Origin of the sequence: Vibrio campbellii CAIM 519 = NBRC 15631 = ATCC 25920, assembly GCF_002163755.1 — a bacterium.
GTDB classification, from domain to species: domain Bacteria; phylum Pseudomonadota; class Gammaproteobacteria; order Enterobacterales; family Vibrionaceae; genus Vibrio; species Vibrio campbellii.
Genome location: NZ_CP015863.1, coordinates 2,451,816 through 2,477,000 on the forward strand (window position 1 = coordinate 2,451,816; position 25,185 = coordinate 2,477,000).

29 protein-coding genes are annotated in these 25,185 nt (G+C 46.6%); 11 read left to right on the forward strand and 18 right to left on the reverse strand.

Annotated features, from left to right (window positions below):
- Positions 1 to 7 precede the first annotated feature (7 nt).
- The 13 genes from fliE to A8140_RS11805 form a co-directional block, all read right to left on the reverse strand.
- The gene (gene fliE / locus A8140_RS11740; RefSeq protein ID WP_005438670.1) at positions 8 to 319 is read right to left on the reverse strand and encodes a flagellar hook-basal body complex protein FliE; all 312 of its coding nucleotides are present in this window, start codon (positions 317 to 319) and stop codon (positions 8 to 10) included.
- A 126-nt stretch (positions 320 to 445) separates the two neighbouring features.
- The gene (locus A8140_RS11745) at positions 446 to 1,855 is read right to left on the reverse strand and encodes a sigma-54-dependent transcriptional regulator (RefSeq protein WP_005531056.1); all 1,410 of its coding nucleotides are present in this window, start codon (positions 1,853 to 1,855) and stop codon (positions 446 to 448) included.
- Between the two features lie 36 nt (positions 1,856 to 1,891).
- A complete protein-coding gene (locus A8140_RS11750; RefSeq protein WP_005531055.1) occupies positions 1,892 to 2,923 on the reverse strand; it encodes a sensor histidine kinase in 1,032 nt (343 codons plus the stop codon).
- Between the two features lie 192 nt (positions 2,924 to 3,115).
- Positions 3,116 to 4,582, reverse strand: a complete 1,467-nt coding sequence (locus A8140_RS11755; RefSeq protein ID WP_005531054.1) for a sigma-54 dependent transcriptional regulator — start codon at positions 4,580 to 4,582, stop codon at positions 3,116 to 3,118.
- 286 nt (positions 4,583 to 4,868) lie between these two features.
- Positions 4,869 to 5,279 (reverse strand): flagellar export chaperone FliS, encoded by a 411-nt coding sequence (gene fliS / locus A8140_RS11760; protein WP_005433081.1) that lies wholly within the window; start codon positions 5,277 to 5,279, stop codon positions 4,869 to 4,871.
- A 12-nt stretch (positions 5,280 to 5,291) separates the two neighbouring features.
- Entirely contained in the window at positions 5,292 to 5,597 is a 306-nt protein-coding gene (locus tag A8140_RS11765; RefSeq protein WP_005531053.1) for a flagellar protein FliT, read from the reverse strand.
- On the reverse strand, positions 5,598 to 7,610 hold the full coding sequence (gene fliD, locus A8140_RS11770; RefSeq protein ID WP_005531052.1) for a flagellar filament capping protein FliD: 2,013 nt from the start codon (positions 7,608 to 7,610) through the stop codon (positions 5,598 to 5,600).
- Positions 7,611 to 7,630: 20 nt separating this feature from the next.
- Positions 7,631 to 8,059, reverse strand: coding sequence for a flagellar protein FlaG (gene flaG, locus A8140_RS11775; protein WP_005531045.1), 429 nt, complete (start codon positions 8,057 to 8,059; stop codon positions 7,631 to 7,633).
- 80 nt (positions 8,060 to 8,139) lie between these two features.
- Positions 8,140 to 9,270, reverse strand: a complete 1,131-nt coding sequence (locus A8140_RS11780; protein WP_005531042.1) for a flagellin — start codon at positions 9,268 to 9,270, stop codon at positions 8,140 to 8,142.
- Positions 9,271 to 9,565: 295 nt separating this feature from the next.
- Entirely contained in the window at positions 9,566 to 10,699 is a 1,134-nt protein-coding gene (locus tag A8140_RS11785) for a flagellin (RefSeq protein WP_087490646.1), read from the reverse strand.
- A 263-nt stretch (positions 10,700 to 10,962) separates the two neighbouring features.
- Positions 10,963 to 12,102 (reverse strand): flagellin, encoded by a 1,140-nt coding sequence (locus A8140_RS11795; RefSeq protein ID WP_005533994.1) that lies wholly within the window; start codon positions 12,100 to 12,102, stop codon positions 10,963 to 10,965.
- 161 nt (positions 12,103 to 12,263) lie between these two features.
- A complete protein-coding gene (locus tag A8140_RS11800) occupies positions 12,264 to 13,166 on the reverse strand; it encodes a Dyp-type peroxidase (protein ID WP_005533992.1) in 903 nt (300 codons plus the stop codon).
- 44 nt (positions 13,167 to 13,210) lie between these two features.
- A complete protein-coding gene (locus tag A8140_RS11805; RefSeq protein WP_005533984.1) occupies positions 13,211 to 13,696 on the reverse strand; it encodes a DUF2919 domain-containing protein in 486 nt (161 codons plus the stop codon).
- A gap of 145 nt (positions 13,697 to 13,841) precedes the next feature.
- On the opposite strand from A8140_RS11805, the gene A8140_RS11810 reads away from it, so the two are divergent.
- Together A8140_RS11810 and A8140_RS11815 are read left to right on the forward strand one after the other, a co-directional pair.
- Positions 13,842 to 14,195, forward strand: coding sequence for a DUF2956 domain-containing protein (locus A8140_RS11810; protein ID WP_005533982.1), 354 nt, complete (start codon positions 13,842 to 13,844; stop codon positions 14,193 to 14,195).
- A 1-nt stretch (position 14,196) separates the two neighbouring features.
- A complete protein-coding gene (locus A8140_RS11815; RefSeq protein ID WP_005533981.1) occupies positions 14,197 to 14,529 on the forward strand; it encodes a DUF4156 domain-containing protein in 333 nt (110 codons plus the stop codon).
- Between the two features lie 37 nt (positions 14,530 to 14,566).
- Here A8140_RS11815 and A8140_RS11820 read toward each other — a convergent pair whose 3' ends face one another.
- Positions 14,567 to 14,854 carry a winged helix-turn-helix domain-containing protein gene (locus A8140_RS11820; protein WP_005445349.1) on the reverse strand — a complete coding sequence of 96 codons (288 nt, stop codon included), beginning with the start codon at positions 14,852 to 14,854 and terminating at the stop codon, positions 14,567 to 14,569.
- Positions 14,855 to 15,158: 304 nt separating this feature from the next.
- On the opposite strand from A8140_RS11820, the gene A8140_RS11830 reads away from it, so the two are divergent.
- Genes A8140_RS11830 through A8140_RS11845 form a run of 4 tightly spaced genes read left to right on the forward strand, consistent with a single transcriptional unit; the run spans position 15,159 to position 17,602 of the window.
- Complete coding sequence (locus A8140_RS11830) at positions 15,159 to 15,509, forward strand: ArsC family reductase (RefSeq protein ID WP_005433033.1); 351 nt, start codon at positions 15,159 to 15,161, stop codon at positions 15,507 to 15,509.
- A gap of 18 nt (positions 15,510 to 15,527) precedes the next feature.
- Positions 15,528 to 16,664 carry a succinyl-diaminopimelate desuccinylase gene (dapE, locus tag A8140_RS11835; protein WP_005533979.1) on the forward strand — a complete coding sequence of 379 codons (1,137 nt, stop codon included), beginning with the start codon at positions 15,528 to 15,530 and terminating at the stop codon, positions 16,662 to 16,664.
- A gap of 39 nt (positions 16,665 to 16,703) precedes the next feature.
- A complete protein-coding gene (locus A8140_RS11840; RefSeq protein WP_005533978.1) occupies positions 16,704 to 17,402 on the forward strand; it encodes a M15 family metallopeptidase in 699 nt (232 codons plus the stop codon).
- Positions 17,399 to 17,602, forward strand: a complete 204-nt coding sequence (locus tag A8140_RS11845) for a DUF2897 family protein (protein WP_005433031.1) — start codon at positions 17,399 to 17,401, stop codon at positions 17,600 to 17,602. Before A8140_RS11840 ends, A8140_RS11845 begins: the two co-directional genes overlap by 4 nt.
- A gap of 142 nt (positions 17,603 to 17,744) precedes the next feature.
- Here A8140_RS11845 and bamC read toward each other — a convergent pair whose 3' ends face one another.
- Positions 17,745 to 18,764, reverse strand: a complete 1,020-nt coding sequence (gene bamC, locus A8140_RS11850; RefSeq protein WP_005533976.1) for an outer membrane protein assembly factor BamC — start codon at positions 18,762 to 18,764, stop codon at positions 17,745 to 17,747.
- 66 nt (positions 18,765 to 18,830) lie between these two features.
- A complete protein-coding gene (dapA, locus tag A8140_RS11855; protein ID WP_005533975.1) occupies positions 18,831 to 19,709 on the reverse strand; it encodes a 4-hydroxy-tetrahydrodipicolinate synthase in 879 nt (292 codons plus the stop codon).
- Between the two features lie 409 nt (positions 19,710 to 20,118).
- On the opposite strand from dapA, the gene A8140_RS11860 reads away from it, so the two are divergent.
- Complete coding sequence (locus tag A8140_RS11860) at positions 20,119 to 20,661, forward strand: glycine cleavage system transcriptional repressor (RefSeq protein ID WP_005533974.1); 543 nt, start codon at positions 20,119 to 20,121, stop codon at positions 20,659 to 20,661.
- 15 nt (positions 20,662 to 20,676) lie between these two features.
- Positions 20,677 to 21,147, forward strand: coding sequence for a thioredoxin-dependent thiol peroxidase (bcp, locus tag A8140_RS11865; protein WP_005433058.1), 471 nt, complete (start codon positions 20,677 to 20,679; stop codon positions 21,145 to 21,147).
- Positions 21,148 to 21,212: 65 nt separating this feature from the next.
- Here the strand turns inward: bcp and A8140_RS11870 are convergent, their stop codons facing one another.
- Together A8140_RS11870 and A8140_RS11875 are read right to left on the reverse strand one after the other, a co-directional pair.
- A complete protein-coding gene (locus A8140_RS11870) occupies positions 21,213 to 22,283 on the reverse strand; it encodes an AI-2E family transporter (RefSeq protein WP_005533973.1) in 1,071 nt (356 codons plus the stop codon).
- Position 22,284: 1 nt separating this feature from the next.
- On the reverse strand, positions 22,285 to 22,521 hold the full coding sequence (locus tag A8140_RS11875; protein WP_005533972.1) for a sulfurtransferase TusA family protein: 237 nt from the start codon (positions 22,519 to 22,521) through the stop codon (positions 22,285 to 22,287).
- 269 nt (positions 22,522 to 22,790) lie between these two features.
- Here A8140_RS11875 and bepA point away from each other — a divergent pair, with 269 nt between their 5' ends.
- Genes bepA through wrbA form a run of 3 tightly spaced genes read left to right on the forward strand, consistent with a single transcriptional unit; the run spans position 22,791 to position 25,185 of the window.
- The gene (gene bepA, locus A8140_RS11880; RefSeq protein ID WP_005533971.1) at positions 22,791 to 24,245 is read left to right on the forward strand and encodes a beta-barrel assembly-enhancing protease; all 1,455 of its coding nucleotides are present in this window, start codon (positions 22,791 to 22,793) and stop codon (positions 24,243 to 24,245) included.
- A 16-nt stretch (positions 24,246 to 24,261) separates the two neighbouring features.
- Positions 24,262 to 24,612: an arsenate reductase (glutaredoxin) gene (gene arsC, locus A8140_RS11885; protein WP_005533970.1), complete on the forward strand. Its 351-nt coding sequence runs from the start codon at positions 24,262 to 24,264 to the stop codon at positions 24,610 to 24,612.
- A complete protein-coding gene (gene wrbA, locus A8140_RS11890; protein ID WP_005533969.1) occupies positions 24,613 to 25,185 on the forward strand; it encodes an NAD(P)H:quinone oxidoreductase in 573 nt (190 codons plus the stop codon).

Below are 25,185 nucleotides of genomic sequence, written 5' to 3' on the forward strand. Positions count from 1 at the left end.
CCTAAAATTACACTGGCATGTTCATGAGATCCTTATAGGACTCAACGAGCTTATTGCGGATTTGTACAGTGGCATCGAAGGCAACACTGGACTTGTTACGAGCAATCATAACGTCAGAAAGGGAAACATCGGCATCACCACGGTCAAAACGCGTTTGCAGATCGCCCGATGCTTTTTGAAGTGAGTTTACGTTATTGATGGCTTTCGTTAGGAGATCACCAAAATCTGCCCCAACTTTCGCACCTGTTGCAACGGGAGCGGTGTTGGTCGCCTCCACCATCATGGCGCGCATTTCTGCCTGAATACCATCAACTTTCATTGTCACCTCTAAGCCAAAAGTTTGACTATTAAATAAAACTGATTATTGACACAGCAATTACTGTGCCATAAGACAATAGTGCCGTAGTGTACCCACACTTTTGTCCTATGGCTATTTATGTGAATACTAAGCCGGAATATCGATACCAGCGTCACGCATTTTGGCAAGTTTGTAGCGCAAAGTACGTGGACTGATGCCCAGTTTCTCTGCCATTTCTTTACGACGACCGTTGCATTCGATCAGCGTTTCCAAAATGATCGCGTATTCTTGGTCACGCAGCTCACCACCAAGACCTTCGCCACCGACAGCCACACGGTTGATCGATTCAACTTGCGCGACAGGTTTAACATCGGGCACCAAAACCTCTGAGTTTTGAACCACAGACTGCAGGCTGCTCGCATCTTGCCAATCTACACCTTCTAGCAAAATGTGTTCTGCATCGATGTCACCATTTTCACTCAAAATCAGAGCACGCTGAACCACGTTATCCAGCTCACGAACGTTACCCGGCCAAGGGTATTGAAGCAGCTTATCTAACGCGACTTGAGAGAACTTCGGCACAGGCATGCCCATCTTGCTGCAATGACGTTCTGCTAGATGCTGAGCCAATGGCGAGATGTCACCTTTACGTTCACACAGTGCAGGCCATGAGATTGGGAATACGTTCAAGCGGTAGTACAAATCTTCACGGAAGTTGCCTTCCGACACATACTGCTTAAGGTCACGGTTACTGGTTGCCAATACACGTACATCCAGTTTGATGCTCTTACGACTACCCAAACGCTCCACTTCACGCTCTTGAAGAACGCGCAGCAGTTTCGCTTGTAGGTTTAGGTCCATCTCACTGATTTCATCCAGCAAGATAGTACCGCCTTGGGCTTGTTCGAATTTACCCGGACACGCTTGTACCGCGCCAGTAAATGCACCTTTCTCGTAACCAAATAGTGTCGCTTCCAGCATGTTGTCTGGAATCGCTGCACAGTTGATCGCAACAAAAGGGCCGTCTTTACGGTTTGAAGCGTTGTGAATGTAACGAGACATGACTTCTTTACCCGAGCCACTTGGGCCCAAGATCATCACGTTAGCATCGGTGCGCGCCACTTTGTCAGCCAAAGCCAATAGACGCAGACTCTTCTCGTCTGCTACGACTGCATCACCGTTGTCATCACTTTTGATTGGTGCGTAACGGCTCACCATGTTGAGCAAAACTTCTGGTGCAAATGGCTTCGCCATGTAATCAATCGCACCTTCTTTCATTGCCGACACAGCGTCTTCAATGTTTGCGTAAGCCGTCATAAGAAGAACTGGCATGTTTGGCCAATTCTGTTTGATATTACGTAGCAGAGCCAAACCGCCCATGCCTGCCATTTGCACGTCAGAAACCACAATGTCTACCGCGTTCGACTTCAGCTTAACCAACGCGTCTTCCGCACAATCGGCTTCTAACCACTCGTACCCTGCCAGAGCCAGAGTATCCACTAGGGCTTCACGAAGACCTTCATCGTCTTCTACGATCAGCACTTTGCTTTGCGCCATTATGATTCTCCAGTAATTGTTATCGACAAAAGCCGCTTACTGCGCTTCTGCTTGCACTCGCTCTAGCGGAATGCAAATGGTAAAGCAGGCTCCATCACCCTGCTCTGAAATAAGTTCCAATCGGCCGTCATGGGCACGGCAAACCATTTGAACCACAGCGAGCCCTAACCCGGTTCCTTGAGAACGCGTGGTAAAGAATGGCTCCATAATTTTTGCTTGCAGTTCTTTTGGTACACCCGGACCGCTGTCTTGCACAGAAATGCGCAATTCACCGTTCACAGGACGGAAAAAGACATCTATCTGCGATTCCTTTCCTGACATCTGAATCGCGTTCATCACTAAGTTACTCAGTGCTGAAGCAATGGCGTTAGCGTTGCCTAACAGCTCAGTGTGTTCTTCTTCCACTTCTAGGAAGTAGTCAATGTTGTTGTTCTTCAGCGCGGTTTCGACCATTGGCTGATATTCAGCAACTAACTGAGAAATGTTAAAAGGCTTAATGACTTTATTATCACCACCTTTAGCAAAAAGCAGCATATCATTAACCTGCTTTTCCAAATCGTGCAGTCGATCCATTAATTTGCTTTGAAATCTATCTTTTGTCGCCGGAGGGAGATTTGGCGCTGCTAAATTAGATGCATACAACATGGCGCTCGATAATGGTGTTCTGACTTGGTGTGCCAAAGACGCCACCATACGGCCTAACGATGACAAACGTTGTAAGTCACTCACGCGAGATTGCAGTAAACGCGTTTCCGTTAGATCGGTGATCAAAATGAGTTGGCCAGTCGCCGATGCCGAGATCGCTAGACGAACTTTACGACCATTGCGCAGTGAGACTTCATGACCATCATCTTCGCGCGGATCAAACACCGCTTGGATGATGTTGAACCATTTCTCGTCGACCAGTGGAATTTCAAGAATGCGGTGCGCCTCTGGGTTGGCTTCACGCACCACACCGTGGGTATCTAGTAAGATCACACCAGCGGGCATCACGTCCAAAACCTGCTTATAACGCTCTACTTGATTCTCTACTGAGTCTAAATGGGATTGGTTGGTGTTATTGTCCATTCACTGCCTGTCGAAATATCGCCATTTAAATACTAAAACAGCTTGGCAAGCAATTAGCGTACCAAACTGTTTTCTATATTTATCATAGCGTTATGTCATCGACAAGAAGCTGACACTAAGAAATGTGCGGTTTTATTGTCAGAAAAGATAACAAGTTGCCTGAGATTCAACCGCTTTAACGCCAGGGTGACCCTAGCGTTGAAGGTTGTACTTACGCATTTTCTCAACCAGTGTTGTGCGTCGCATCCCTAGCATATCTGCAGCTCTTGCTACCACACCACTCTGTGCTTCAAGCGCTTGGCTGATCATGTTGACTTCCATATCCGCAAGCAGCTCTTTCAAGTTAACCCCTTCTGGTGGCAATCCTTGAGGTGCATTCATGTTGTGGTCCAGGTCGTTCTGCTCATCAAAGCTGAAGTTCTCAGAGAAGATATCTTGGAACACATCGCGTTCTTGCTCTTCCACAGAGGTGAATGGGTTACCTTCTGGCTGGAATTCTGGGATATCGCTGTAACGGTATTTGGTGGGTAAGTGATTCACGTCCACTAGGCTATTCGGGTACAGGATCACCATACGCTCAACAAGGTTAGCAAGCTCGCGGACGTTACCCGGCCAGTTATGCTCCATCAATGAGTTGATTGCACGAGGTGTGAAGCAAATTGGTTGCCCGCCTTCTGCTTCCAAACGCGTCATTAGCTCTTGTAGCAACAAAGGGATGTCTTGCTTACGCGCTTTTAGCGCTGGCATTTCAATTGGGAAGACATTCAAACGGTAGAAAAGATCTTCACGGAATGTGCCGTCGTCGATCATCCCTTCTAGGTTTCGGTGTGTTGCTGCTACCACTCGAACGTTCACCTTGATCGTCGTATTACCACCAACACGCTCGAAGCAACGCTCTTGCAGTACACGCAATAACTTCACTTGCATCGACATCGGCATATCGCCAATTTCATCAAGGAAGATAGTGCCACCCTCAGCCAGTTCAAAACGGCCTTTACGTGCTGTTAAAGCGCCAGTAAATGCGCCTTTTTCGTGACCAAACAGTTCACTTTCTAATAGTTCTGGGGGAATGGCGCCACAGTTGATAGGCACAAACGGACCATTGCGGTAAGCAGAATGGTAATGAATGTTTCGTGCTACCACTTCTTTACCTGTACCAGATTCACCCAAGATAAGTACGTTTGCTTCAGTACCTGATACTTGTTCGATCAAATGACGAACTTCTTGAATGCCTCGGCTTTGGCCGACAAGGCTACGGAAAAGCGTGTTTTTGCGTGCGCTTGCTACCACGTTTACGCCTTTACGACCAAGGAAGTCTTTGCAATGACGTAACGCTTCGCTAAGTTGCGGGTAGTTGAGCGGTTGCTCTAATTCACCGACAAAGTTTGGCAAATCATCAACGGGCAATGGGAAAGAGCCCATGACGAGAAGTGGGATATGGTACGCTTCGTTGAGGTGAGCCATCACCGCTGTCGCTGCATGACCCGCAGAGATGTTACCGACAATGCAGCCTGACCAAACGGCTGACCAGTCAACATCGCCTAGCTGATCAGAACTGACAGCTTCGCAACTTTCTCCAACAAATTCCAATATATTGCTTATATTCAAACGACTTGGTGCATCGTCATCGATTACAAGCAGCTTTGCCAAACCTTGCATAAGTAAGAATGATTGCCTTTATTATGGGGTTGTTGCGGCCAAACCTTGATTTGCGCAATTGAGTGTTAGAAAGGGGGGGACCACTCTCAATTAACGATAGACAAAATAGGAAAATCAGCAACAAAAAAAAGCCATTAGGGCCACTAATGACTTCTATTTTATTTGAATAAAAAAATAAGGCAACCAAGCAATAAAGAGGTGTGAGCTCTATTGTAACTTTATCTAACTCATTTCTATGCAATTTGGCACAATACCCTACTCATTAAGTAAGGTATTGTTTTATCGATTAAATGCCGACTTCTGCTGCCGTTAGGTTGTGGAACTCAGTAGGAATCTGGTCCCAAGCCGATTTGATTTCGCGAATAATATCAATAACATCATCAATTGGTTGAGGATCATTCTGGTGGTTCGCAGCCGAGATCTGAGTGATCATAAATTCGTAAAGTGAATCTAAGTTTGAAGCAATGTCACCACCATCTTCCATAGATAGACAACTACGAAGTGCGATGATGATGTCCAACGCCTTACCCAAGCGTTCACCTTTTGCAGGAATGTTACCTGCTTGCATTGCTGCTTTACCTTGGATCAGACGCTCAATTGCACCTGCCATTAGCATTTGAATGACTTTGTGCGGAGACGCCGCACTCAGCTGGCTGTCGACTGATACCTTTTTGTATGCTTGCAAAGAACCGCGCATAGTATTCCTCTTTTATATAAATTTTTTGTACTGCTGAAGCGAACGTTGACCATAACGGAACTTGTGAAGCTCTTTACCGACGTTAGTGGTTTCGTTTTGCATCAGCTCAACAATACTTTTGGTACGAGTGAGCAAGTCTTGCCACTCTGCTTCCTGCTTCACCAATGGATTGTTCTCAACAATGGACAGCAGGTTTTGCAATAACCGTTCCCTGATATCGACCAAGTGAAGGATTTCTTCAGTATTAAAGTCGACTTTTTCCAGCTCTTGCGTAATTAGTTGATCAATATCACTAATTTCTATGAGTGCATCTTTCATCTATTGGCCCAACGCGTTCATCAGCGCCCCTAGTTGGCCCTGCATCTTACCCGTTGCATCTTGCATCGCAGCGAACTTAGCGTGAGTACGCTTCTCTAAACTGTCCATGCGGCGATCTAATGCCGCTTGGTCGTCTCCAAGGCGGTAGTTTTGTTCAGTTAGGCTCTTCTCTCGCGTACGGATGCTACCCGTAAAACCGGTAATGCCTTGGATTGCGTCTTCAACGCATTTCGCGAAACCTGTGTTACCGCCAAAGAACTTCTCCAACTCATTAAAGTTGTTGTTCAATTGGCGATCCAACATGTCATAGTTGATTTCTAACGTACCTTGACGTGTGGTGGTGATACCGAACTCAGTCAAGGATTTCAGATCTTCCGGTGCTTTCTCTATCGAGGTTGAAAAGACCGATTTCAAACGTGCATCAGCGTTACGTACCGTACTGTCACCCGCTAACGGTCCTTTCTGACCTGTCGTCGGGTCAACACTGGCAAGTGCTTTAGAGGTTTGATAGAACGAGTTGTACGCGGAAACGAAGTTTTCAATATCTGACCGTACACTCTGGCGATCATACTCAACGCCAATCTCAGCCGGGGGTTTACCCAGTTCCGATTTGCCCTTCAGCGTTAGGTTTACACCTTCAATGGCGTCTTCAATCACGTTGTTATGGCTCGAAAGCTGTGCAACGCCATCAAGCATCACTTGCGAATCCTGACCGGCTTGCACTTCTGTCATGCCTGAATAAACTTCAAAGGCTTTTTGCGCTTCTGCGATCTTTGCCTCTGCGACATCAATTTTCTCAAGACGCTCGCGCTCTTCAGGCTCTAGTTTAGCGCGATGGATTTGCTTCGCTTGTTCTTCCGTCAGTTCACCACGAGCCACCTTTTGGTCAAGTTCTTGCTTTTCATCGGCAATCTTTTGCTCAATTTCCGCTTTCTCTTGTTCAAGCTGTTGTTTAGCTTCTTTGGTTGTGACGTAAGAGTCAGTCAGCGTACCAGAGGCTGCATTGTTCCAGCCCGGAACGTCTGGTGCTTTCGCGATGGCTTCTTCATCCAGCTCTAATTCTGGCGGACGGTAAGAATCGAGAAGTGTGCCTGAAGCGGTTTCTGTCCAACCGGGTATGCTGTCTTGCGGACGCATACCCGCTCGTTTATTGGCAGCATCAATTGCTTCTTGCCCTGCCTTCGCCGCAGCGGCACCCGCCGCAGAGATCGGTTCGTCCGTTGCGCCATCTTGCGCATTCTCTGCCGCTTTTTGTTCTTCAGGAGGTATAGGATTGCCGTCTGCATCCACCTGTTCAGGTTGGTCTGCATCGGTGTTTGACTCTGGTTCTTTAAGGGGGCCAAGTACGGCTTCTGCCGCTTCACGAGCTTCTTCAAGCGCGTTCACTCGGTCTTCCAGAGTTTTGTATTCGAAATGTTTCAGAGGGTTGCCAGCTTCGGCATCCACACTGACTTTGATTTGATGGTCCTTGCCCGAAAGGTTCGAAGCAAGGATCAAACGCGGCCCTTCTACGTCGTTAATAACGGAAGCACGTACGCCAGGGTTATCCTTAGCGCCGTTAATTCCACGAACGACATCAACTAGCTTAGAGCTAGAACGGACATTAACGTCGAAGGTGTCATCACCAAGAGAAATCTGCAGCTTACCAGCGCCAAACTTGGCGTCTTCTGGCAAAACGTCAGAAGCCACTTTGTGGCTCTGTGCAAGCTGCAACACATCGATAGCATACTTACCGGCTATAGCGTCTGTTGTTGCGGTCGCGGATACGACTGCGTCGTCCGTTGTCTCTATAGAACGAACGGCAAACGCCTTCTCCTGACGAAAGTTCGTCATGAGATTCTTCATCGTATCCAACGATTCTCTGAGTCGCCCATAGGCACTGATGCTGGCGTCAATTGTCGCGCGCTCGTTGTCGATGCGTTGCTGCTTTGGCACACGCTCGGCATCTACAATTTTGCTGACCATGGAATTGATATCCATGCCGCCAGACATCCCCAAAGGGCCTAAACTCATCAAATCACCTCAAAAACGACTTACACCTTTTCAACTAACAAACCGCGGTTAGCTGTGTGCTCAGCTAGGCGACGCAATACCACGAGCATTTCTTCATCAGGGATCTGACGAATTACATCACCGGTTGTGGCTTCGTAAATCGTCACAACGTCTCGGCCCGATTCTTCATCGACTCGAAACGCTACCCCTTTATTCATGGCGCTCACAAATTCATTCATTTGCTCGACCATTTTTTCGCGTTCTTCTTTGTTCAGCTCTTGGCGAGATTCCGCCATTTCAATCGCAGCTTGAACATAGAGTTCGCGTTCGGCATCGTTCGGTTTTTTAACGGGAACGGTGCCGTTAGTACTTGCTGTGCTAGGCGTGCCTATGCCATTTTCTTTAGCAACTTTTGTGCCACTCGGTGTGCCGTAAGGCTGGATGTTCGACGTGTAGGAGGATATTTCCATTACAATCTCCCTTCCACCTTATGAGCTAACGATTAGGTCTATCGCTTTGGTGATGGTATCACTAGGCTGAGTCGACCCAATTAGCCCAACAAGCTTAGCGCTGCAGATGGTGACTGCTTCGCTTGTGCCAGGATTGAAGTACTTGCTTGTTGAAGGATTTGCGACTTAGTCATTGCTGTCGTTTCCTTCGCGTAGTCAGTATCTTTAATACGGCTGTTAGACGCGTTAACATTCTCGTTAATGTTGTCTAGGTTGCTGATAGCGTGGTTGAAACGGTTTTGGAATGCACCAAGAGACGCACGTTGGCTGTCTACTGATTTTAGTGCGCCGTCAATGATCGCTACTGCTTCTTGAGAGCCTGCAACTGTGGTTACGTCGATGTCTTTAACCGTTACGTCTTTTGCATCGCCGAAGCCAATTTCACCCGCTAGGTTGCCAGAGAACTCTACATCGCCTGTTACTTTTTGAGTAGCAGCGAATACTTGTAGCTTGCCATCTTCACCAACAGATGCTTTTACATCTTCGCTTTGACCGTTGATGTAAGTTGCTAGCTGCTCGATATCATCGCCTTGTTTCGCGTTGATAGTCAGCTCTTTCTCTTCACCTTGCTTGTTGGTGTAAGTCATCTTAAGCTCAGTGTTATCACCTACTGCCCAAGATGCATCTTTGCCATCTTCTGCTGAGTAGCTCTTACCGCCCATTGCAGAAGTATCAGAACGTAAGTTACCCATAGAAAGCATTACTGCTTCACCAGAGTCCGCACCGATTTGGAAAGATTGAGTACCGTAAGTACCGTTAAGAAGCTTGTTACCACCAAATGATGTGGTTTCAGCGATACGGTTTAGTTCGTCGTTAAGTGCTGTTACTTCTTCTTGAATCGCTACACGCTCAGAACGCGAGTTTGAACCGTTCGCAGATTGAAGCGATAGGTCACGCATACGTTGTAGGATGTTGGTAGATTCATTCATTGCACCTTCAGCAACCTGTGCAATAGAGATGCCGTCGTTCGCGTTTTTCACAGCCATGTCTAGACCACGGCTCTGTGCGTTCAAACGGTTAGAAATCTGTAGACCTGCAGCATCATCTTTCGCGCTATTGATTTTATAACCCGAAGACAAACGCTCCATTGATTTTTGTTGACCTTCAGCCGCTTGGTTTAGGTAACGCTGTGCGGTCATCGCAGAAACGTTAGTATTAACGTTAATCGCCATAGTTGATCTCCTTAAGGCTTTAGTTGATGCACCGTCGTGTCTCTCACCTCACTTAGGTACATCTCATTTCTCTCAGTCCCTTTAACGGCGGCCTATAAATATCCTTTAGGAGAAATTTTCAATTTTTTGCGATTAATTTCTTTGGCTTACTGAAGTGTGATGCATCTCTAATATTGTAACTAGAAGTAACTCAAGCTTGTCCAAACCTCAAAAACAGATATAAAAAAACCCAGCCGAAGCTGGGTTTACTCGCTCATCTCTCACCACGAGCCAATGGGGTTCTCGCCTTAGGTTATTAACCTAGTAGGCTTAGCGCTGAGTTCGGCGCTTGTTTCGCTTGCGCAAGGATAGAACTTGACGCTTGCGATAGAATTTGTGACTTAGTCATTTGAGTCGTTTCTTTCGCGAAGTCAGTATCTTTAATACGGCTCTTCGACGCGTTCACGTTCTCGTTGATGTTATCCAAGTTGCTGATTGCGTGGTTGAAACGGTTTTGGAAAGCACCCAGCTCTGCACGGTGGCTGTCTACGTATTTCAGTGCCGCATCAATGATAGCCACAGATTCTTGTGCGCCACCTACTGATGTTACGTCGATAGTATCAACCGTTACGTTATTGCCGTCGCTTAGACCTAGCTCACCAGATAGGCCGCCTGAGAATTCAACGTCACCTTCAACTTTGTTGTTACCCGCAAACACTTGTAGTTTGCCGTCTTGGTCTACTGACGCTTTTACTAGGTCAGTTTGACCATTGATGTACGTCGCTAGCTCTTCGATATCGTCACCCGCTTTCGCGCTGATGTTGATTTCTTGCTCTTGACCAAAGCTGTCAGTCAGGCTGATTTTCAGGTCGTTTTTGCCCGCTTCAACGTTCCAGTTTTTGTCTTTACCGTTGTCAGCTTGGTAGCTCACGCCGCCCATCATTTTATTGTCTGAGCGCATGTCTTTTAGGTTAAGCATTACTGCTTCACCGTTGTCCGCACCGATTTGGAAAGACTGAGTACCGTAAGTACCGTTTAGAAGCTTGTTACCACCGAAAGAAGTCGTTTCAGCGATACGGTTTAGTTCATCGTTCAGTGCTGTTACTTCTTCTTGAATCGCAACACGTTCTGCTTTTGAGTTAGAACCGTTTGCTGATTGAAGAGACAGGTCACGCATACGTTGTAGGATGTTAGTGGTCTCGTTCATTGCACCTTCAGCAGTTTGTGCAATAGAGATACCGTCGTTCGCGTTACGAACAGCCACATCCAGACCACGGCTTTGTACGTTCAAGCGGTTCGAGATTTGAAGACCCGCAGCGTCATCTTTCGCGCTGTTGATTTTGAAACCTGAAGACAAACGCTCCATAGAAGTTTGTTGTGCTGAGTTTGCGTTGTTTAGGTAACGCTGAGCGGTCATCGCTGATACGTTTGTGTTTACATTCACTGCCATGGTGATTTCTCCAATTGATTTTCCGATGTAACGGTTTCCGACGTCTCGGAAAACCAAGTAGTTCTCTCAAAGTTACTTTTATTAACGGCGCATGCCCTGTTTTCTTTAGAAAAAATTTTAGATTTTTTTGAAAATAATTCGTTTGGAGGGGTAATCGTGACGAAGCGGATAAAAAAGCAAAAAAACTTTCATTTTTCGCTAAAGCTTCTTTTCGAATTGTCGATACAGGCTGATTTTGCGTTAAATTCGTGTGGTGCGAATCATTAACCAAGCAGCGTCAAAGCAAGGTTTGGCGCTTGTTTTGCTTGTGCCAGAATCGAAGTGCTGACCTGTTGTAAGATCTGCTGCTTCACCATTTGTGTGGTTTCTTTGGCGTAATCAGTATCTTGAATACGGCGATTCGAAGCCGCTAGGTTTTCGTGGATATTCTCCAGATTATTGATCGCATGATTAAAGCGGTTTTGATACGCACCTAGCTCAGCACGACTGCTGTCCACTGTTTTCATGGCATCATCTAGAATACCAACCGCCATCTGAGCACCACCCACCGTACTGATATCAATTTTATCTACCGTTCTTTTTACGGTGACATACTTGTCAAGCTCTAACTCATCCCCCAAACCACCACTGAAGGTTGGTCCAGGGTATCCTATGGCATCTTTATAGGACATCAGTAACTGCAGTTGCCCCTCTTCATTAACAGACGCTTTTACTTTATCGGTTTGCCCATTAATGTAAGTAGCGAGTTCTTCTATATCGTCACCTGCTTTAGCTTCAATACGGACCTCCTGCTCTTCAAAATTGTTATCACGATAGTGGATAACAATATCGTTGTTTCCGTTTTGAACCATCCAATCGGAGCCGACCCTTTGAGATGATCTCATAGAAAAGCTAGCAAAAGATTCCGGCTGCATAGTCCGTAGGCCAATTTGTACCGCTTCACCAGCAGTTGCACCGATTTGAAAAGACGATGTGCCAAATGTGCCATTCAGTAATTTACGCCCACCAAAGGAGGTGGTTTCGGCAATGCGGTTTAGCTCATCATTAAGTGCCATCACTTCTTCTTGCAGCGCAGTGCGTTCCGCTTTGCTGTTTGAGCCATTAGCTGACTGGAGCGACAAATCACGCATACGTTGCATGATATTGGTCACCTCATTCATCGCGCCTTCCGCAGTTTGCATGATGGAAATGCCATCGTTCGCGTTACGTACGGCAACATCTAAACCACGCATTTGCGATTGCAGACGGTTGGAGATTTGCATACCCGCAGCGTCATCCTTTGCGCCGTTAATACGCTTCCCTGAAGACAAACGCTCCATGGATTGGTTCAGCATATCGGTTGCACTGGTCAAATGACGCTGTGCGACAAGTGCTGCCACATTGGTATTAACAGTGATCGCCACAAATATTGGTCCTGAAATTAAGGCTTTGGATACTTATCGACCAAATTGCAGAAAGGTTTAGGTTTTTTTGAGAAAGAGCCAGTGCTCAAAGTAATGGAAAGGGAGGAAAGACGAAAAAGCCCTCCGAGCGGAGAGCTTTAGTATACGTTGCTTCTAGGAAATTACTTAATCGCCAATTCCGCTAGCATTTCTTGTGATGGAGCGAAAAAGTAAGCGCCTGTTACCGCTTTAGTGAAACGAAGCAGTTGGTCTGTCTTGCCATCCGTCACACCGTACATGCTTTCAAGCATCACTTTGATGTTGTGGATAGTATTGCAGTAAGAGATGAATAGAAGACCATGTGCACCAGTCGCTGTGCCGTATGGCAAGCTGTGGCGAACGATCTTAAGACCTTTACCTTCTTCTTTAATGTCTACGCGACCTACGTGAGACGCAGCTGGAACGTCTTCTAGCTCGATAGAGTCTGGTTTAGTACGGCCAATGACTTTCTCTTGAGCAGAGACATTCAGACGGTTCCATGCAGGAAGGTTGTGCTCAAAGCGTTGAACCATCACGTAGCTACCACCAGCGAAAGCGCCGTCTTTGATCAATGCAACGTCAGCACGCGCATCACCTTTCGGGTTCTCTGTGCCATCTACGAAATCCGTCATGTCACGAGCATCTAGGTAACGGTAACCGTAAGTTTCGTCGACGACTGTTACATCTTCTGCTGTATCCACTAGGAATTTACGCAGTACATAGAAGTGCAAATCGTGACGATTTGAGTGGCAGTGAATCAGTACATCAACATCAGATGCAGGCGCAATCACGTCGCCTTCGCCTAGCTCAGGGAAGTCGATCAAATCTTCTGGCATTTGCATGTTTAGGTGCTGCCAGAAAGACTTAGTGAATGCGATAGAAATCGTTAGGTCTGCACCTGGTTGGCTCGCATTTAGCTCATTTACTAGCCCAGGTAGCGCTTTCAGTTTCGCCAGTACGTTTTCACGGTTTTGGTTCACCTTTAACTGAGTGTAAAGTGCAAATGGTCCTGCTTCAGGCACAATCGCCGTTTGAGCTTGTGACATTGAGAAATCCTCTATACATTGCCCCATGCGGGAATTTTTTGTTCTTAATTCTTAGATGGCTGTTCTTCTTTGTGCTCAACTTGTGGCACGTTGAAACAGTCTTTCGCCCATCTTCCATTAAAAAGATAGATCATAAACCAAGCTAACAGGGTAATAGTGAGCGCGTTTGCCCAGTTGAATACACCATGTTCTAAGTAGACATGATACATGGTCTGAACCAATTGAATACCGCACAAGATCAAAGTCATGGCACGACCATGCTGCGTAATTTGATTCACCCAACCTCTGTCTGGATGACGTAAGCCCATCAGCCACATCAATAATAAACTTGGAATACCCATCGATAGTCCGAGATATAGCGTATTTGAGTCGGGATAAACAATCGATAATATCTTGCTACCGCTGTGTCTACTTACTCCTGCCATGGCAAACACTACCCAAGAGCGCGCTAGGAACATCCACCCTAGCCATAACATAATTGGCGCTTTCAAAAATCCATGAGCGTCGTACTGATCAAATGAGTAACGCACAATATCGTCTTCTTAGTTTCATAAAAACGCCACTTTAACCGATCGCTTAAGAGTTGCAACCCAGCAAAGATGAGAACTAAAGTTCATTTCGTCATCTTACGCAGGTAAACTAAGTTAAGATTTACAGTGACGTCGATAAAAAAGCATGAAAAAGAAAAACACAGCAGCACCCGCTCCTTCTCAAGAAACCCAAACTGAAGCCATGAAAATTGCCAAATCAACCCAAAAGCCAGGGCAAACCAAAGAGCAGACGAAACTGATCGCCCAGGGGATTGAAAAAGGCATTGCTCAGTACAAAAAGCAGCAGAAAGAGCGCAATCGACAGGCCGATAAAGCGAAGAAAAAACAACAGAGAGAAAAACAGCGTCAACGTGATGACGTCGTTGAACAAGATTCAGCAAATATTGAAGCATCAACGAGCAAACCAGCTGTATTACCTTGGGCACTATTGGTTCTAAGCTGGATTGGTTTTGCGGCTTACATCGTGATGGGGAAATAATATGCAACGTTCTGTGATGATAGGAAGCATCGCACTAGCTTTGATGGGCTGTTCGTCACCGTCAACGCTACCGGCGGCATCAAGTGATGACGTTCAGATTCGCTTTGATAGCCAGTTCAATCCGGAGCAATGCGAGTATTTAGGTGAAGTCACGGGCAGCGAAGGTCACTGGTACAGTTACTTGTTCTACACCAACGATGCCATGATGCATGGTGCGATGGCCGATTTGAAAAACAACGCCGCTTTGCTCGAGGCCGACACCGTTTACATGGTCTCCCCACAAGACTTTGTGACTTCTTTCAGCGTACTAGGTACTGCCTACCGCTGCCAATAAGCGTTTTCCAAACGTAAAAAAGCCAGCAATTGCTGGCTTATGCACGAAATCCAAGACTGCTAGCGATATCTCCCTCTCGCTCAAGAACCCATTGACTGTCAAAAGGTCCCCAATCCGAAAGTTGGTAATAGCCGTCGTTATGACGTCGACCATCTTGAACGAAGATGAGTTCGATGCCGATCCCCGGTAATGCCTTGAGTACATCTTGAATAGTACGACGAGGCCACCCCGTTCTTTCGATCAATTTTGGTACATTTGGCCTTTCTAGGTTTTCCACCAACAAGGCCAAATATAGCCGCCTTGCAAAAACAGGACTCAATTCCATTGACACCTCCTAAAATTGTGCCGATTCATTATTTCCTTTTTGCTCAGCAAGATGTTGCGTTTGATCAATAACTCGACTTTTCCGTGCTATTTAGCCAAGTTTTTTATCATTCTTATCGCTGTTTGGTGGAGGAATGAGCGACTGGGCACGGCCCAATAGAGCACTGACCTGTGAAATATTCGCCCCATGATTTTGTCACATTGGTTGCTTCTTGATAGGATGCTTGAACAGCCAAAAACAACGCAAAATCGGGCGTTCCATAGCGCAAACCGATAAGTAAAGCACAAAGACAAGAGGAAATAATATGACGATCACCATGTTCGGCATCCCAAACTGCGACACGATTAAAAAAGCCAAGAAATGGCTAGAAGCGGAAAACGTTGCTTTTGATTTTCACGACTACCGCAAACAAGGTATCGATGCGGCAATGGTGACTGAATTTTGTAACGCACTAGGTTGGGAGCAGGTTCTGAACAAGCGTGGCACGACTTTCCGTCAGCTGACTCAAGAACAAAAAGATGCTCTTAACGAAGAAAACGCAATCGCGCTGTTAGTAGAAAACCCAGCGATGATTAAGCGCCCTATCTTGAAAGTTGAAGACCAACTTCATATTGGTTTCAAAGCAGACCAATACGCGACCATTTTTAACTCTTAATTAAAGGAACACTCAAGGATGACAGACAGTCCAGTACTGGCACTCACTAAAGACCTGATCAGCCGCCAGTCCGTAACGCCTGAAGATGCAGGCTGTCAGGATGTAATGATCGAGCGATTAAAAGCGCTTGGTTTTGAAATCGAAGTGATGGTGTTTGAGGACACCGCTAACTTCTGGGCTCGCCGTGGTACAGAAGCACCATTGTTTGCTTTTGCCGGTCACACCGATGTCGTACCAGCAGGCAAGCTAGAGCAATGGGACACCCACCCATTTGAGCCGACTATTATCGATGGTTACCTTCACGGTCGTGGCGCCGCAGACATGAAAGGCTCGCTAGCGTGTATGGTCGTGGCGGTTGAGCGCTTTATTGCAGAAAACCCAGACCACAAAGGCTCGATCGGCTTCTTGATCACGTCAGACGAAGAAGGCCCGTTCATCAACGGTACGGTTCGCGTGGTTGAAACGCTAATGGATCGCGGCGAGAACATCGATATGTGTATCGTTGGCGAACCTTCAAGTACTGAAGTGGTTGGTGATGTCGTGAAGAATGGCCGCCGTGGCTCAATCACCGGCGATCTAACTGTGAAAGGTACGCAAGGCCACGTGGCCTACCCTCATCTTGCAAACAACCCTGTTCATCAGTCGCTTATGGCAATCCATGAATTAGCGACCACTGAGTGGGACCAAGGTAACGACTACTTCCCTCCGACTAGCTTCCAGATCCCGAATGTTTCGGCAGGTACTGGCGCGTCTAACGTGATTCCGGGTGAGTTTAACGTTCAATTTAACCTTCGTTTCAGTACTGAATTGAGCAATGAAGTGATTGTTCAACGTATCACCGAAACGCTGGATAAGCATGACTTAGACTACGATCTAAAGTGGACATTCAATGGCGACCCGTTCCTAACCGATACAGGTGCGCTACTTGATGCCGTCGTTGTGGCGGTTGATGAGGTGAACAGCACTAAGCCTGCACTTCTGACCACAGGTGGTACGTCTGATGGCCGCTTTATCGCGCGCATGGGCGGTCAAGTGGTTGAGCTTGGTCCAGTGAACGCGACGATTCATAAAGTGAACGAGTGTGTGAAGGTCGATGACCTAGAGAAATTGACCGACATGTACGAGAACACGCTAAAGCACTTATTGGCAAAATAGCGCCTGCGAGTGCAGTAAGTAGTATTTAACGAGAACACCATGACACCAGAGCAACTTACCGGAATCACCGATTCGCATCTTCAATCCACGTTAGTGGGTCAAAAGGCGTTTATGCTTCATCCAGAAGTCGTCGATGATTTGTTGAAGATGATTGAAGCCGCAATCGAAGCTGGCTTTAAGATGGAAATCGCCAGCGGCTTTCGCGATTTTCATCGCCAAAAAGCCATCTGGAACGGTAAGTTTGCCGGTGACTTAACAATCTTAGACTCCCACTCCCAACCTTTAGACAAAGCGAAGCTCAGTGATGAAGAAAAGCTGATTGCGATCCTGCGCTGGTCAGCCCTACCCGGCGGTAGCCGACATCATTGGGGTTGTGATTTTGATGTCTACGCGCGTAACTTGTTACCGCCAGGCACGCAATTACAATTGGAGCCGTGGGAATACTTAGAAGGTCATCAGTTGGCGTTCTATCAATGGTTGGAAGCCAACCTAGATAGCTTTGGTTTCTTCTTCCCTTATCAGCAAGATCTGGGTGGCGTGGCGATTGAACCTTGGCACATCAGTCATAAATCGGTTGGGCTACAATGCTTAACTCATCTGACGCCCGAAGTGCTGAGAAATCAGTTAATTGAGCAAAATCAGATCGACAGCATTGCAGGGATCGACGTCATATTGAATAATTTGGATAAGATCGTTACCAAATTCATTCACAATATCACGCCGCCGGAGGCTCTATGATCGAATTACTAACCAACCCTTGGGTCATTATCATCATAGTGCTCAGCATCGTGGTAGGTAATATCGCTGCTCTCAAGTACACCGCCAAAATGAAGTTCGGTCAGATGGATAAAGGTCGCAAGAACGATTTAGACAAACTGAACGAACTGGATAAAGAGCGTTACGATGAAAACGGAGAGAAGAAAGACGAATCTCGTTAACCTCTCTGTGAATTCAAGACAAGCTTGATACCACTTCAGGCGCTCTACCCCGTCGAGCATTCTCGTTAAAGCAAACAGCAAAAAGGGACCATTGAGGTCCCTTTTGTTTGTCTGTGTCTGACTACTTAGTTGTAGAGAGCAATTACTCTTTCACAACAGCAGCAAGTACTGGCGCCAGTGACTTCAAGAACTCTTCTTCTACTGGCTTACCAGCAGAATCAGTAATGTTGATAGAAGTACGGTTACCTAAGTCACCAAGTAGGAAGGTGTACTTGCCAGGAGCTAGGTCAACAGGCTTCACGCCGATGTCATTCCAGAACTCGTCATCTGGTGATGCGTACTTCGCAGTCACAGTACCTTGAGATTGGCTGCGTTCTTCAATCTTGAAGCCCATCTTAGGTAGCGTATCTGGTAGACGGTTCCAAACCACATTGTACTGAGCACGAGCAATGATCACTGGCAAACCGCTGCGGTCTTTACCCATCGTAATTGGGATGTGTTTCACGAGCTCTTGTGCTTTACGCTGGGCTTCTTTACGTACATGTTGGTCGTAACGAGCCGTCACCAAGTTAGTCATAAACACGTTGTAACGCTCACGGTTAGTACGTGTTACTTCTTTCACTTGGTTGCCTTCACGCCAATCAATCAAGCTTACTTTAAAACCATGGCGACCGTTCATCTCACCACGAGTAATTTCGTAGCGGCTACCGATTTCCATGTCTTCATCAGGTGAGTTCCAAGTAACCCAACCTGTCTCGATACGATTGTCCGTTTGGTTTTCTACCGGGATCTTGTTCTCTGAAACCATCTTTTGAACGATTTGCCAAACTTTATCCAGTTCATCCTTGCGAAGCAGCCATAGTGTTACTTCACCGTCGTTGCTGCGGTCTAGGCGAGCACCAGGGATCAATTCCAATACTTGCTGAGGCGGACGAATATCAACTTCTTTACCGATACCACCCGCATAGTTTCCTTGAGGAATACGGTAGTTAGGGTAAAACTGAGGTTGAGCACCTGCCGGTACACTCCACTCTTCCAGAGCTGGTGTGTTCAAATACTCGAAGTCGTCCTTTGCTTGACGACGCTGGTTGGCACCACCTGAACAGGCAGTCAATACGAATACAGCTAGTGAACTTAACACTAACTGGCTTGAAAGCTTCATTTATACTCCTAAAACACTGAGGGCCTACTTGCCCCCAGCATGAACTTCGATCCTAGCAAATCAATCTTAATAAATACCGGCGTCTGTTAGCGCCTGTTCCACAACTGGCTGCGATTTTTCAGAAAGTGGGGTCAAAGGAAGACGCAATTCACCCTCTTCAATCAAACCAAGCTTGTGTGCTGCCCATTTTACTGGGATTGGGCTTGATTCCACGAATAGGTTTTTATGCAGAGTCATCAAACGTTCGTTGATCGCTTCTGCTTCGTCGAATTTACCTTCACTTGCCAAATGGAACATGTCTGCCATGTCTTCCGCTGCGATATTGTTCGTTACCGAGATAACGCCGTGACCGCCAAGTTTAACAAATTCTAGGCCAGTCGCATCATCACCACTTAGTAAGATAAAATCTTCGCCACAAAGTTCACGGTGAAGTGCAATTCGGCTCAAATCGCCTGTCGCGTCTTTCAGTGCCACGATATTATCAAGCTTTGACAAGCGTGCCACTGTCTCAGGAGACATATCTACTGCAGTACGACCCGGTACATTGTACAAAATTAGAGGTACGTCACTCGCTTCTGCGATTGCTTTGTAGTGTAGGAACAAACCTTCTTGAGTTGGTTTGTTGTAGTAAGGTGTTACGCTCAGGAAGCCAGAGATACCAGAATCAGCCAATAATTTGCTGAATGTAACTGCTTCGTGGGTCGCATTTGCACCCGTACCAGCAATCACTGGGATACGACCGTTTGCAAACTCAACGGTTTTATTTACGACCTTTACATGCTCTTCAATGGTTAGAGTCGCTGACTCACCTGTGGTGCCAACTGCGACAATACCGTCTGTACCTGCTTCAACATGGTACTCAACAAGCTTTTGTAAACTATCAAAGTCTACTTCACCATCTGCTTTTAATGGTGTAATCAGCGCTACGATACTTCCTGAAAACATGTTTATCTCCCTCATTTTACTCTTTCTGCATGGTACTGTAATGCGATTGACAAACACAAGAGCGTAAACTCGCTTACAAAGTACAAATGAATGAATAATTATCAGTTGTTAGAGGTCTCGCAACTAAAATGTGAATTTTGTTCTCAATCCTATCCATTCTGATAATTGTGTTTAATGGCGATACGCCGTGAGCAAGCTGAGCTCGCCACTTTAAATTAGGCGCGGAATATACTCTCTCGTCATGAGGCTCAAGTCAGCGTTGAGTGAATTAATAGAACGCCTCGCAAGCAAACTGTTCACTTAATCAACAAAGCGTTTTAACAAGTTTAAAAAAAGAACTGACTCGACATTTCTGTGCTGTATCTGTGCTACCATCTCTCTATTGAAAGAAAGGACAAGAAGCTCATTTATGAAGCAACATCTGGTACTTACAGCGGTTGGAAAGGATCGTCCGGGCATATGTAACCAAGTGGTTAAGCTCGTCACACAAGCTGGCTGTAACATTGTCGATAGCCGTATCGCTATCTTTGGTAACGAATTTACGCTTATCATGCTGCTTACTGGGAACGCCAGTAATGTCACTCGCGTCGAGACGCAATTGCCACTTCTTGGGCAAGAACACGACCTCATTACCATCATGAAACGCACGTCAGCACATGAGTTGCTCGACAACAGCTACACGATGGAAGTGTTCATTGATTCTGAAGATCGCATCGGCCTCACTGAAAAGTTCACACAGTTTTTCGCCGATAAACAGATTGGCCTACATTCTCTTAGTGCGCAAACCATCAGTAAATCTAAAATCCAACTGGATGCGGATCAGTTCCACATCGCGATCACCGCTTCAGTGAGCGCTGACTGCAATCTGATGCAACTACAAGAAGATTTCGATGAACTTTGTAACACGCTCAACGTACAAGGTTCTCTTAATTTCATTAAAAATAATCTATAAGTAAAGGACATAACCATGAATACGCTGACAGCAGGCTCGCCAGCGCCAGCCTTCTCTTTGCTCGACCAAGATGGCAACACCGTTTCTCTTGGTGATTTTAAAGGCAAGAAAGTTCTGTTTTACTTCTACCCGAAAGCAATGACGCCGGGTTGTACCACTCAGGCGAAAGGTCTGCGTGATGTAAAAGCAGAGCTAGACGCACACAACGTTGTGGTATTGGGCGTAAGCATCGACCCAGTAAAACGCCTAGGTAAATTCATCGAACGTGATGAGCTGAACTTCACACTACTTTCTGACGAAGACCATGCGGTTGCTGACCAGTTCGGCGTATGGGGCGAGAAAAAGTTCATGGGCAAGGTGTACGATGGTCTTCACCGTATCAGCTTCCTGATCAACGAAGAAGGCGTGATTGAACACGTATTCAACAAGTTCAAAACTAAAGATCACCATGAAGTGGTTGTGAACTACTTGAAAGAAAACGCGTAAGCTTTAGCTTTCATCCGAATATCAAAAAGCCCAGCAATCGCTGGGCTTTTTATTGGAATTCATTTCTATTCTTGTATCGGCTCGTTTTCTTCGGTGCTTGGCAAGGCGTTCCATACTGCTTTCACTAGCGTTGCCAATGGAATCGCAAAGAACACGCCCCAGAAGCCCCACAATCCACCAAATACCAGCACAGCCACGATAATGGCAACAGGGTGAAGGTTTACCGCTTCAGAGAACAGCACAGGGACTAATACGTTGCCGTCTAGTGCCTGAATAATGCCATAAGCAACCAATAGCCAATAGAACTGCGGTGTAAGACCCCATTGGAACAAACCGACAATCGCAACAGGCACAGTCACCGCAGCCGCACCGATGTATGGGATCAGTACTGACAAACCCACCGCAACAGCAAGTAATGCAGAGTAGCGCAGGTCTAGAATAGCAAACGTCACGTAGCTCACGCCACCTACGATAAGGATTTCTAAGACTTTACCGCGAATGTAGTTAGAGATTTGCTCGTTCATCTCATGCCACACTTTGTTCGCTAGCTTACGGTTTTTCGGCAGAATGCCACTTGCCATGCTCATCATCTCTTCTTTGTCTTTCAACAAGAAGAACACCAACAGCGGAACAAGGATCAGGTAAACCGCCAACGTTGCCAAACTAACCAAAGAAGCCAGTGAGCCCTTCACAACACTCTCACCCAAGCCAAGCGCCTGGTTCTTCGCGTTAGTCACGACGGTTTCGACAATTTGTAAGTTTGCTAACTCAGGGTAGCGCTGTGGCAAAGTTGCAATAAACTTTTGCAGCCCCGCATACATGTTCGGGATGTCGTTGATTAAGTTTCCGACCTGAGTCCAAATGGTCGGCACTAAACCAAATACGGCAATCAGCATCAAACCAATAAAGATGAGAATGACGGTAATCACAGAGAAGGTACGAGGAATACCCAAACGGCACATTTGTGTCACCGGCCATTCAAGTAGGTATGCAAGAACGATCGCCACCAACAATGGCGCAATCAAATGCCCGAAGAAGTAAATAGTGATAAAACCGAACAGCAAGATCGCCACTAGGCTCACTGCATGTGGGTCAGAAAAGCGTCGCTTATACCAACGACTTACCATTTCAAGCATCTTATGAAGGTTCCTTATTGAATACTGTCAAAGTGAAGTGTTCTGGCGAAGCTTGGCAATCCACCGTATAACCTTGGTGACGCAAATACTTCACGATGTCGTGTTTAGAGCTTTTGTCCACCACTTGAATGACAAGCTGATGATATTGCGGTGTTTCTCCCTGAAACACATCTGCAGCGTGACGCTTAGCAAGTAACAGTGCCATAGGGCAGCTTTGCTCACGCAAATCGAGTAACATGGATTCCATTGTATTGCTCTGCACTTGTGATAGGGTTGTATTGTAACGGCTTTTTGAGCTGGTGCTAGTGATTTAAGCGTAGACGACAATGACTTCTAAATTAACAATTTAAAGTTATGTGTATGACAATTTACGAAACCAATTCGTTTATCTTCGGTCTTATTGCTAGCATATTCATCCGACACGGATGACCATAAAGCCTGTGCTGACGTTGAAAGGAATTCATCTCTCAAGCACAGACTCGGTATTTTGGAGAATCTTTAAACCGTATGTTAAAACGCACTCGCTCGCTAGTTTGTTTATGCCTTGCTACTGCATTGAGTACACCTGCGCCGATTTACGCCAATAGTCTCGACCTCCCTGATATTGGTACGGCAGCTGGGGGCACGCTGACAATCGATCAAGAGTTGATTTACGGCGACGCCTACATGCGTATGCTTCGATCAAGCAGCCCTATTGTTAGCGACCCTGTCATCAATGAATACATTGACACCCTCGGTCACCGTTTGGTCGCGAATGCAAATGACGTAAAAACTCCGTTTCATTTTTTCATGATTCGAGATCGCAACATCAACGCATTCGCCTTCTTTGGCGGTTATGTTGCTCTGCACTCGGGTCTGTTTTTACATGCTCGTACCGAAAGTGAACTGGCCTCTGTTGTCGCGCACGAAATCGCGCACGTCACACAGCGCCACCTCGCACGAAGCATGGAAGAGCAAGCACGTCGTTCTCCTGCAACGATGGCTGCATTGGCTGGCGCGCTGTTACTCGCCATTGCCGCCCCAGAAGCAGGCATGGCAGCCGTAACGGCAGCAACCGCAGGCAACATGCAAAGCCAAATCAACTACACCCGCTCAAACGAAAAAGAAGCCGACCGTTTTGGTATCGCGACACTGGCAAAAGCAGGCTTTGACGCACAAGCAATGCCACGTTTTTTTGGTCGCCTAGCGGATGAATATCGCTACGCCAGCAAGCCACCACCAATGCTGCTGACTCACCCATTACCAGAAGACCGTATTACCGATAGCCGAGCACGTGCCCGAGCTTATCCGCCAATGCGCATCATGCCGTCGATTGACTACCACTTGACGCGAGCTCGGATCGTTGCGCGTTACGCAGGTATCGATGGACAAGCTGCGATGGGATGGTTTAAACGTACTCAGAAAAAAGCCTCACAAGAAATCATGTCATCGTTTGATTACGGGCGTGCGCTGGTTCACTTAGATAACAAACGCCTGAGCGAAGCAGAGCCGCTGCTGAAAAAGCTGCTACAACAAGACCCTGGCAACCCATTCTACTTAGACGCAATGACAGATTTGTACATTGCGCAGAAAAAGCCACAAAGAGCGGTCGATATGCTGAGCAGCGCGCTAAAACGTAATCCGCAAAACAACGTCTTAACCATCAACTATGCCAACGCATTACTTGAAGCGAAGAAAGACGAAGAAGCAGTACGTATTCTGCAGCGCTACACTCACGATAACCCAGAAGACACCAATGGTTGGCACCTGCTTTCAAAAGGCAACCACGCTCTGGGCAACAATGATGAAGAACTCGCCGCACGTGCCGAAATTTTGGCATTGCGAGCAAACTGGAACAAAGCGATCCAGTATTATAGTGAGGCAAGTAAAATTGCTGAGTTGGGCAGCTTGAAACAAGCTCGATATGATGCTCGTATCGACCAACTGATGATCCAAAGAGATCGATTCATGGCATTACAATAACGAAATGGAGAAAACCATGTCAGTCGTGATTTATCACAACCCTCGTTGCTCGAAGAGCCGTCAAACTCTAGAACTGCTTGAGCAAAATGGTGTAACACCGGAAGTGGTTAAATACCTAGATACACCGCTTAATGTTGAACAACTGAAAGCACTTTACGCTCAACTTGGTTTTTCTTCAGTACGCGAAATGATGCGTACCAAAGAAGACATTTACAAAGAGCTAGCACTTGGTGACACCTCAGTGACTGATGAGCAGCTTTTCGATGCAATGGCGCAAAACCCTAAACTGTTCGAGCGCCCTGTTGTGGTTGCAAACGGTAAAGCGAAGATCGGTCGTCCACCAGAGCAAGTGTTGGAAATTCTATAAATGGATTGCCAGATCCTCATTTTGTATTTCAGCCGTCATGGCTCAACAAAACAGCTGGCAAGACAGATAGCAAGAGGGGTCGAATCGACTCCTCATTGCGAAGCGATTTTGCGTACAGTTGAAGAATTGTCACCTCACTCACATACCCCTTCTGATCCACTTGTTACTCTAGATGAATTGAAGCAGTGCGATGGTCTCGCGTTTGGCAGCCCAGTATGGTTTGGCAACATGGCAGCGCCGCTCAAGCACTTTTGGGATCAAACCACACCTTTGTGGGTGAATGGCGACCTTATCGATAAACCAGCCTGTGTGTTTACCTCATCGTCTTCAATGCACGGTGGTCAAGAGACGACTCTACAGAGCATGATGACCCCACTTCTGCATCACGGCATGATGGTGTTGGGTATTCCTTACTCAGAGCCCGAACTGCACACCACAAAGTCTGGTGGCACGCCTTATGGGGCAAGCAGTGTAGGACACGAACCAAGTCTTACTGCAGAAGAGATTCGTCTCGCACAACAATTAGGAAAACGACTGGCAACCGCAGCGCAAAAGCTCAAAGGAAGTCAGTAA

Coding starts and splice junctions, on each gene's coding strand:
- A8140_RS11755 (WP_005531054.1), bottom strand. CDS start 4,582: ATGCAAGGTTTGGCAAAGCTGCTTGTAATCGATGACGATGCACCAAGT.
- A8140_RS11750 (WP_005531055.1), bottom strand. CDS start 2,923: ATGGACAATAACACCAACCAATCCCATTTAGACTCAGTAGAGAATCAA.
- A8140_RS11830 (WP_005433033.1), top strand. CDS start 15,159: ATGACGATCACCATGTTCGGCATCCCAAACTGCGACACGATTAAAAAA.
- dapA (WP_005533975.1), bottom strand. CDS start 19,709: ATGTTTTCAGGAAGTATCGTAGCGCTGATTACACCATTAAAAGCAGAT.
- wrbA (WP_005533969.1), top strand. CDS start 24,613: ATGGATTGCCAGATCCTCATTTTGTATTTCAGCCGTCATGGCTCAACA.
- bepA (WP_005533971.1), top strand. CDS start 22,791: ATGTTAAAACGCACTCGCTCGCTAGTTTGTTTATGCCTTGCTACTGCA.
- A8140_RS11780 (WP_005531042.1), bottom strand. CDS start 9,270: ATGGCGATTAACGTTAATACTAACGTTTCTGCGATGACCGCACAGCGT.
- A8140_RS11810 (WP_005533982.1), top strand. CDS start 13,842: ATGAAAAAGAAAAACACAGCAGCACCCGCTCCTTCTCAAGAAACCCAA.
- fliD (WP_005531052.1), bottom strand. CDS start 7,610: ATGAGTTTAGGCCCTTTGGGGATGTCTGGCGGCATGGATATCAATTCC.
- flaG (WP_005531045.1), bottom strand. CDS start 8,059: ATGGAAATATCCTCCTACACGTCGAACATCCAGCCTTACGGCACACCG.
- A8140_RS11765 (WP_005531053.1), bottom strand. CDS start 5,597: ATGAAAGATGCACTCATAGAAATTAGTGATATTGATCAACTAATTACG.
- A8140_RS11785 (WP_087490646.1), bottom strand. CDS start 10,699: ATGGCAGTGAATGTAAACACAAACGTATCAGCGATGACCGCTCAGCGT.
- bamC (WP_005533976.1), bottom strand. CDS start 18,764: ATGAAGCTTTCAAGCCAGTTAGTGTTAAGTTCACTAGCTGTATTCGTA.
- A8140_RS11820 (WP_005445349.1), bottom strand. CDS start 14,854: ATGGAATTGAGTCCTGTTTTTGCAAGGCGGCTATATTTGGCCTTGTTG.
- fliE (WP_005438670.1), bottom strand. CDS start 319: ATGAAAGTTGATGGTATTCAGGCAGAAATGCGCGCCATGATGGTGGAG.
- A8140_RS11845 (WP_005433031.1), top strand. CDS start 17,399: ATGATCGAATTACTAACCAACCCTTGGGTCATTATCATCATAGTGCTC.
- A8140_RS11800 (WP_005533992.1), bottom strand. CDS start 13,166: ATGTCACAAGCTCAAACGGCGATTGTGCCTGAAGCAGGACCATTTGCA.
- A8140_RS11860 (WP_005533974.1), top strand. CDS start 20,119: ATGAAGCAACATCTGGTACTTACAGCGGTTGGAAAGGATCGTCCGGGC.
- A8140_RS11870 (WP_005533973.1), bottom strand. CDS start 22,283: ATGCTTGAAATGGTAAGTCGTTGGTATAAGCGACGCTTTTCTGACCCA.
- dapE (WP_005533979.1), top strand. CDS start 15,528: ATGACAGACAGTCCAGTACTGGCACTCACTAAAGACCTGATCAGCCGC.
- A8140_RS11745 (WP_005531056.1), bottom strand. CDS start 1,855: ATGGCGCAAAGCAAAGTGCTGATCGTAGAAGACGATGAAGGTCTTCGT.
- fliS (WP_005433081.1), bottom strand. CDS start 5,279: ATGCGCGGTTCTTTGCAAGCATACAAAAAGGTATCAGTCGACAGCCAG.
- A8140_RS11815 (WP_005533981.1), top strand. CDS start 14,197: ATGCAACGTTCTGTGATGATAGGAAGCATCGCACTAGCTTTGATGGGC.
- arsC (WP_005533970.1), top strand. CDS start 24,262: ATGTCAGTCGTGATTTATCACAACCCTCGTTGCTCGAAGAGCCGTCAA.
- bcp (WP_005433058.1), top strand. CDS start 20,677: ATGAATACGCTGACAGCAGGCTCGCCAGCGCCAGCCTTCTCTTTGCTC.
- A8140_RS11875 (WP_005533972.1), bottom strand. CDS start 22,521: ATGTTACTCGATTTGCGTGAGCAAAGCTGCCCTATGGCACTGTTACTT.
- A8140_RS11840 (WP_005533978.1), top strand. CDS start 16,704: ATGACACCAGAGCAACTTACCGGAATCACCGATTCGCATCTTCAATCC.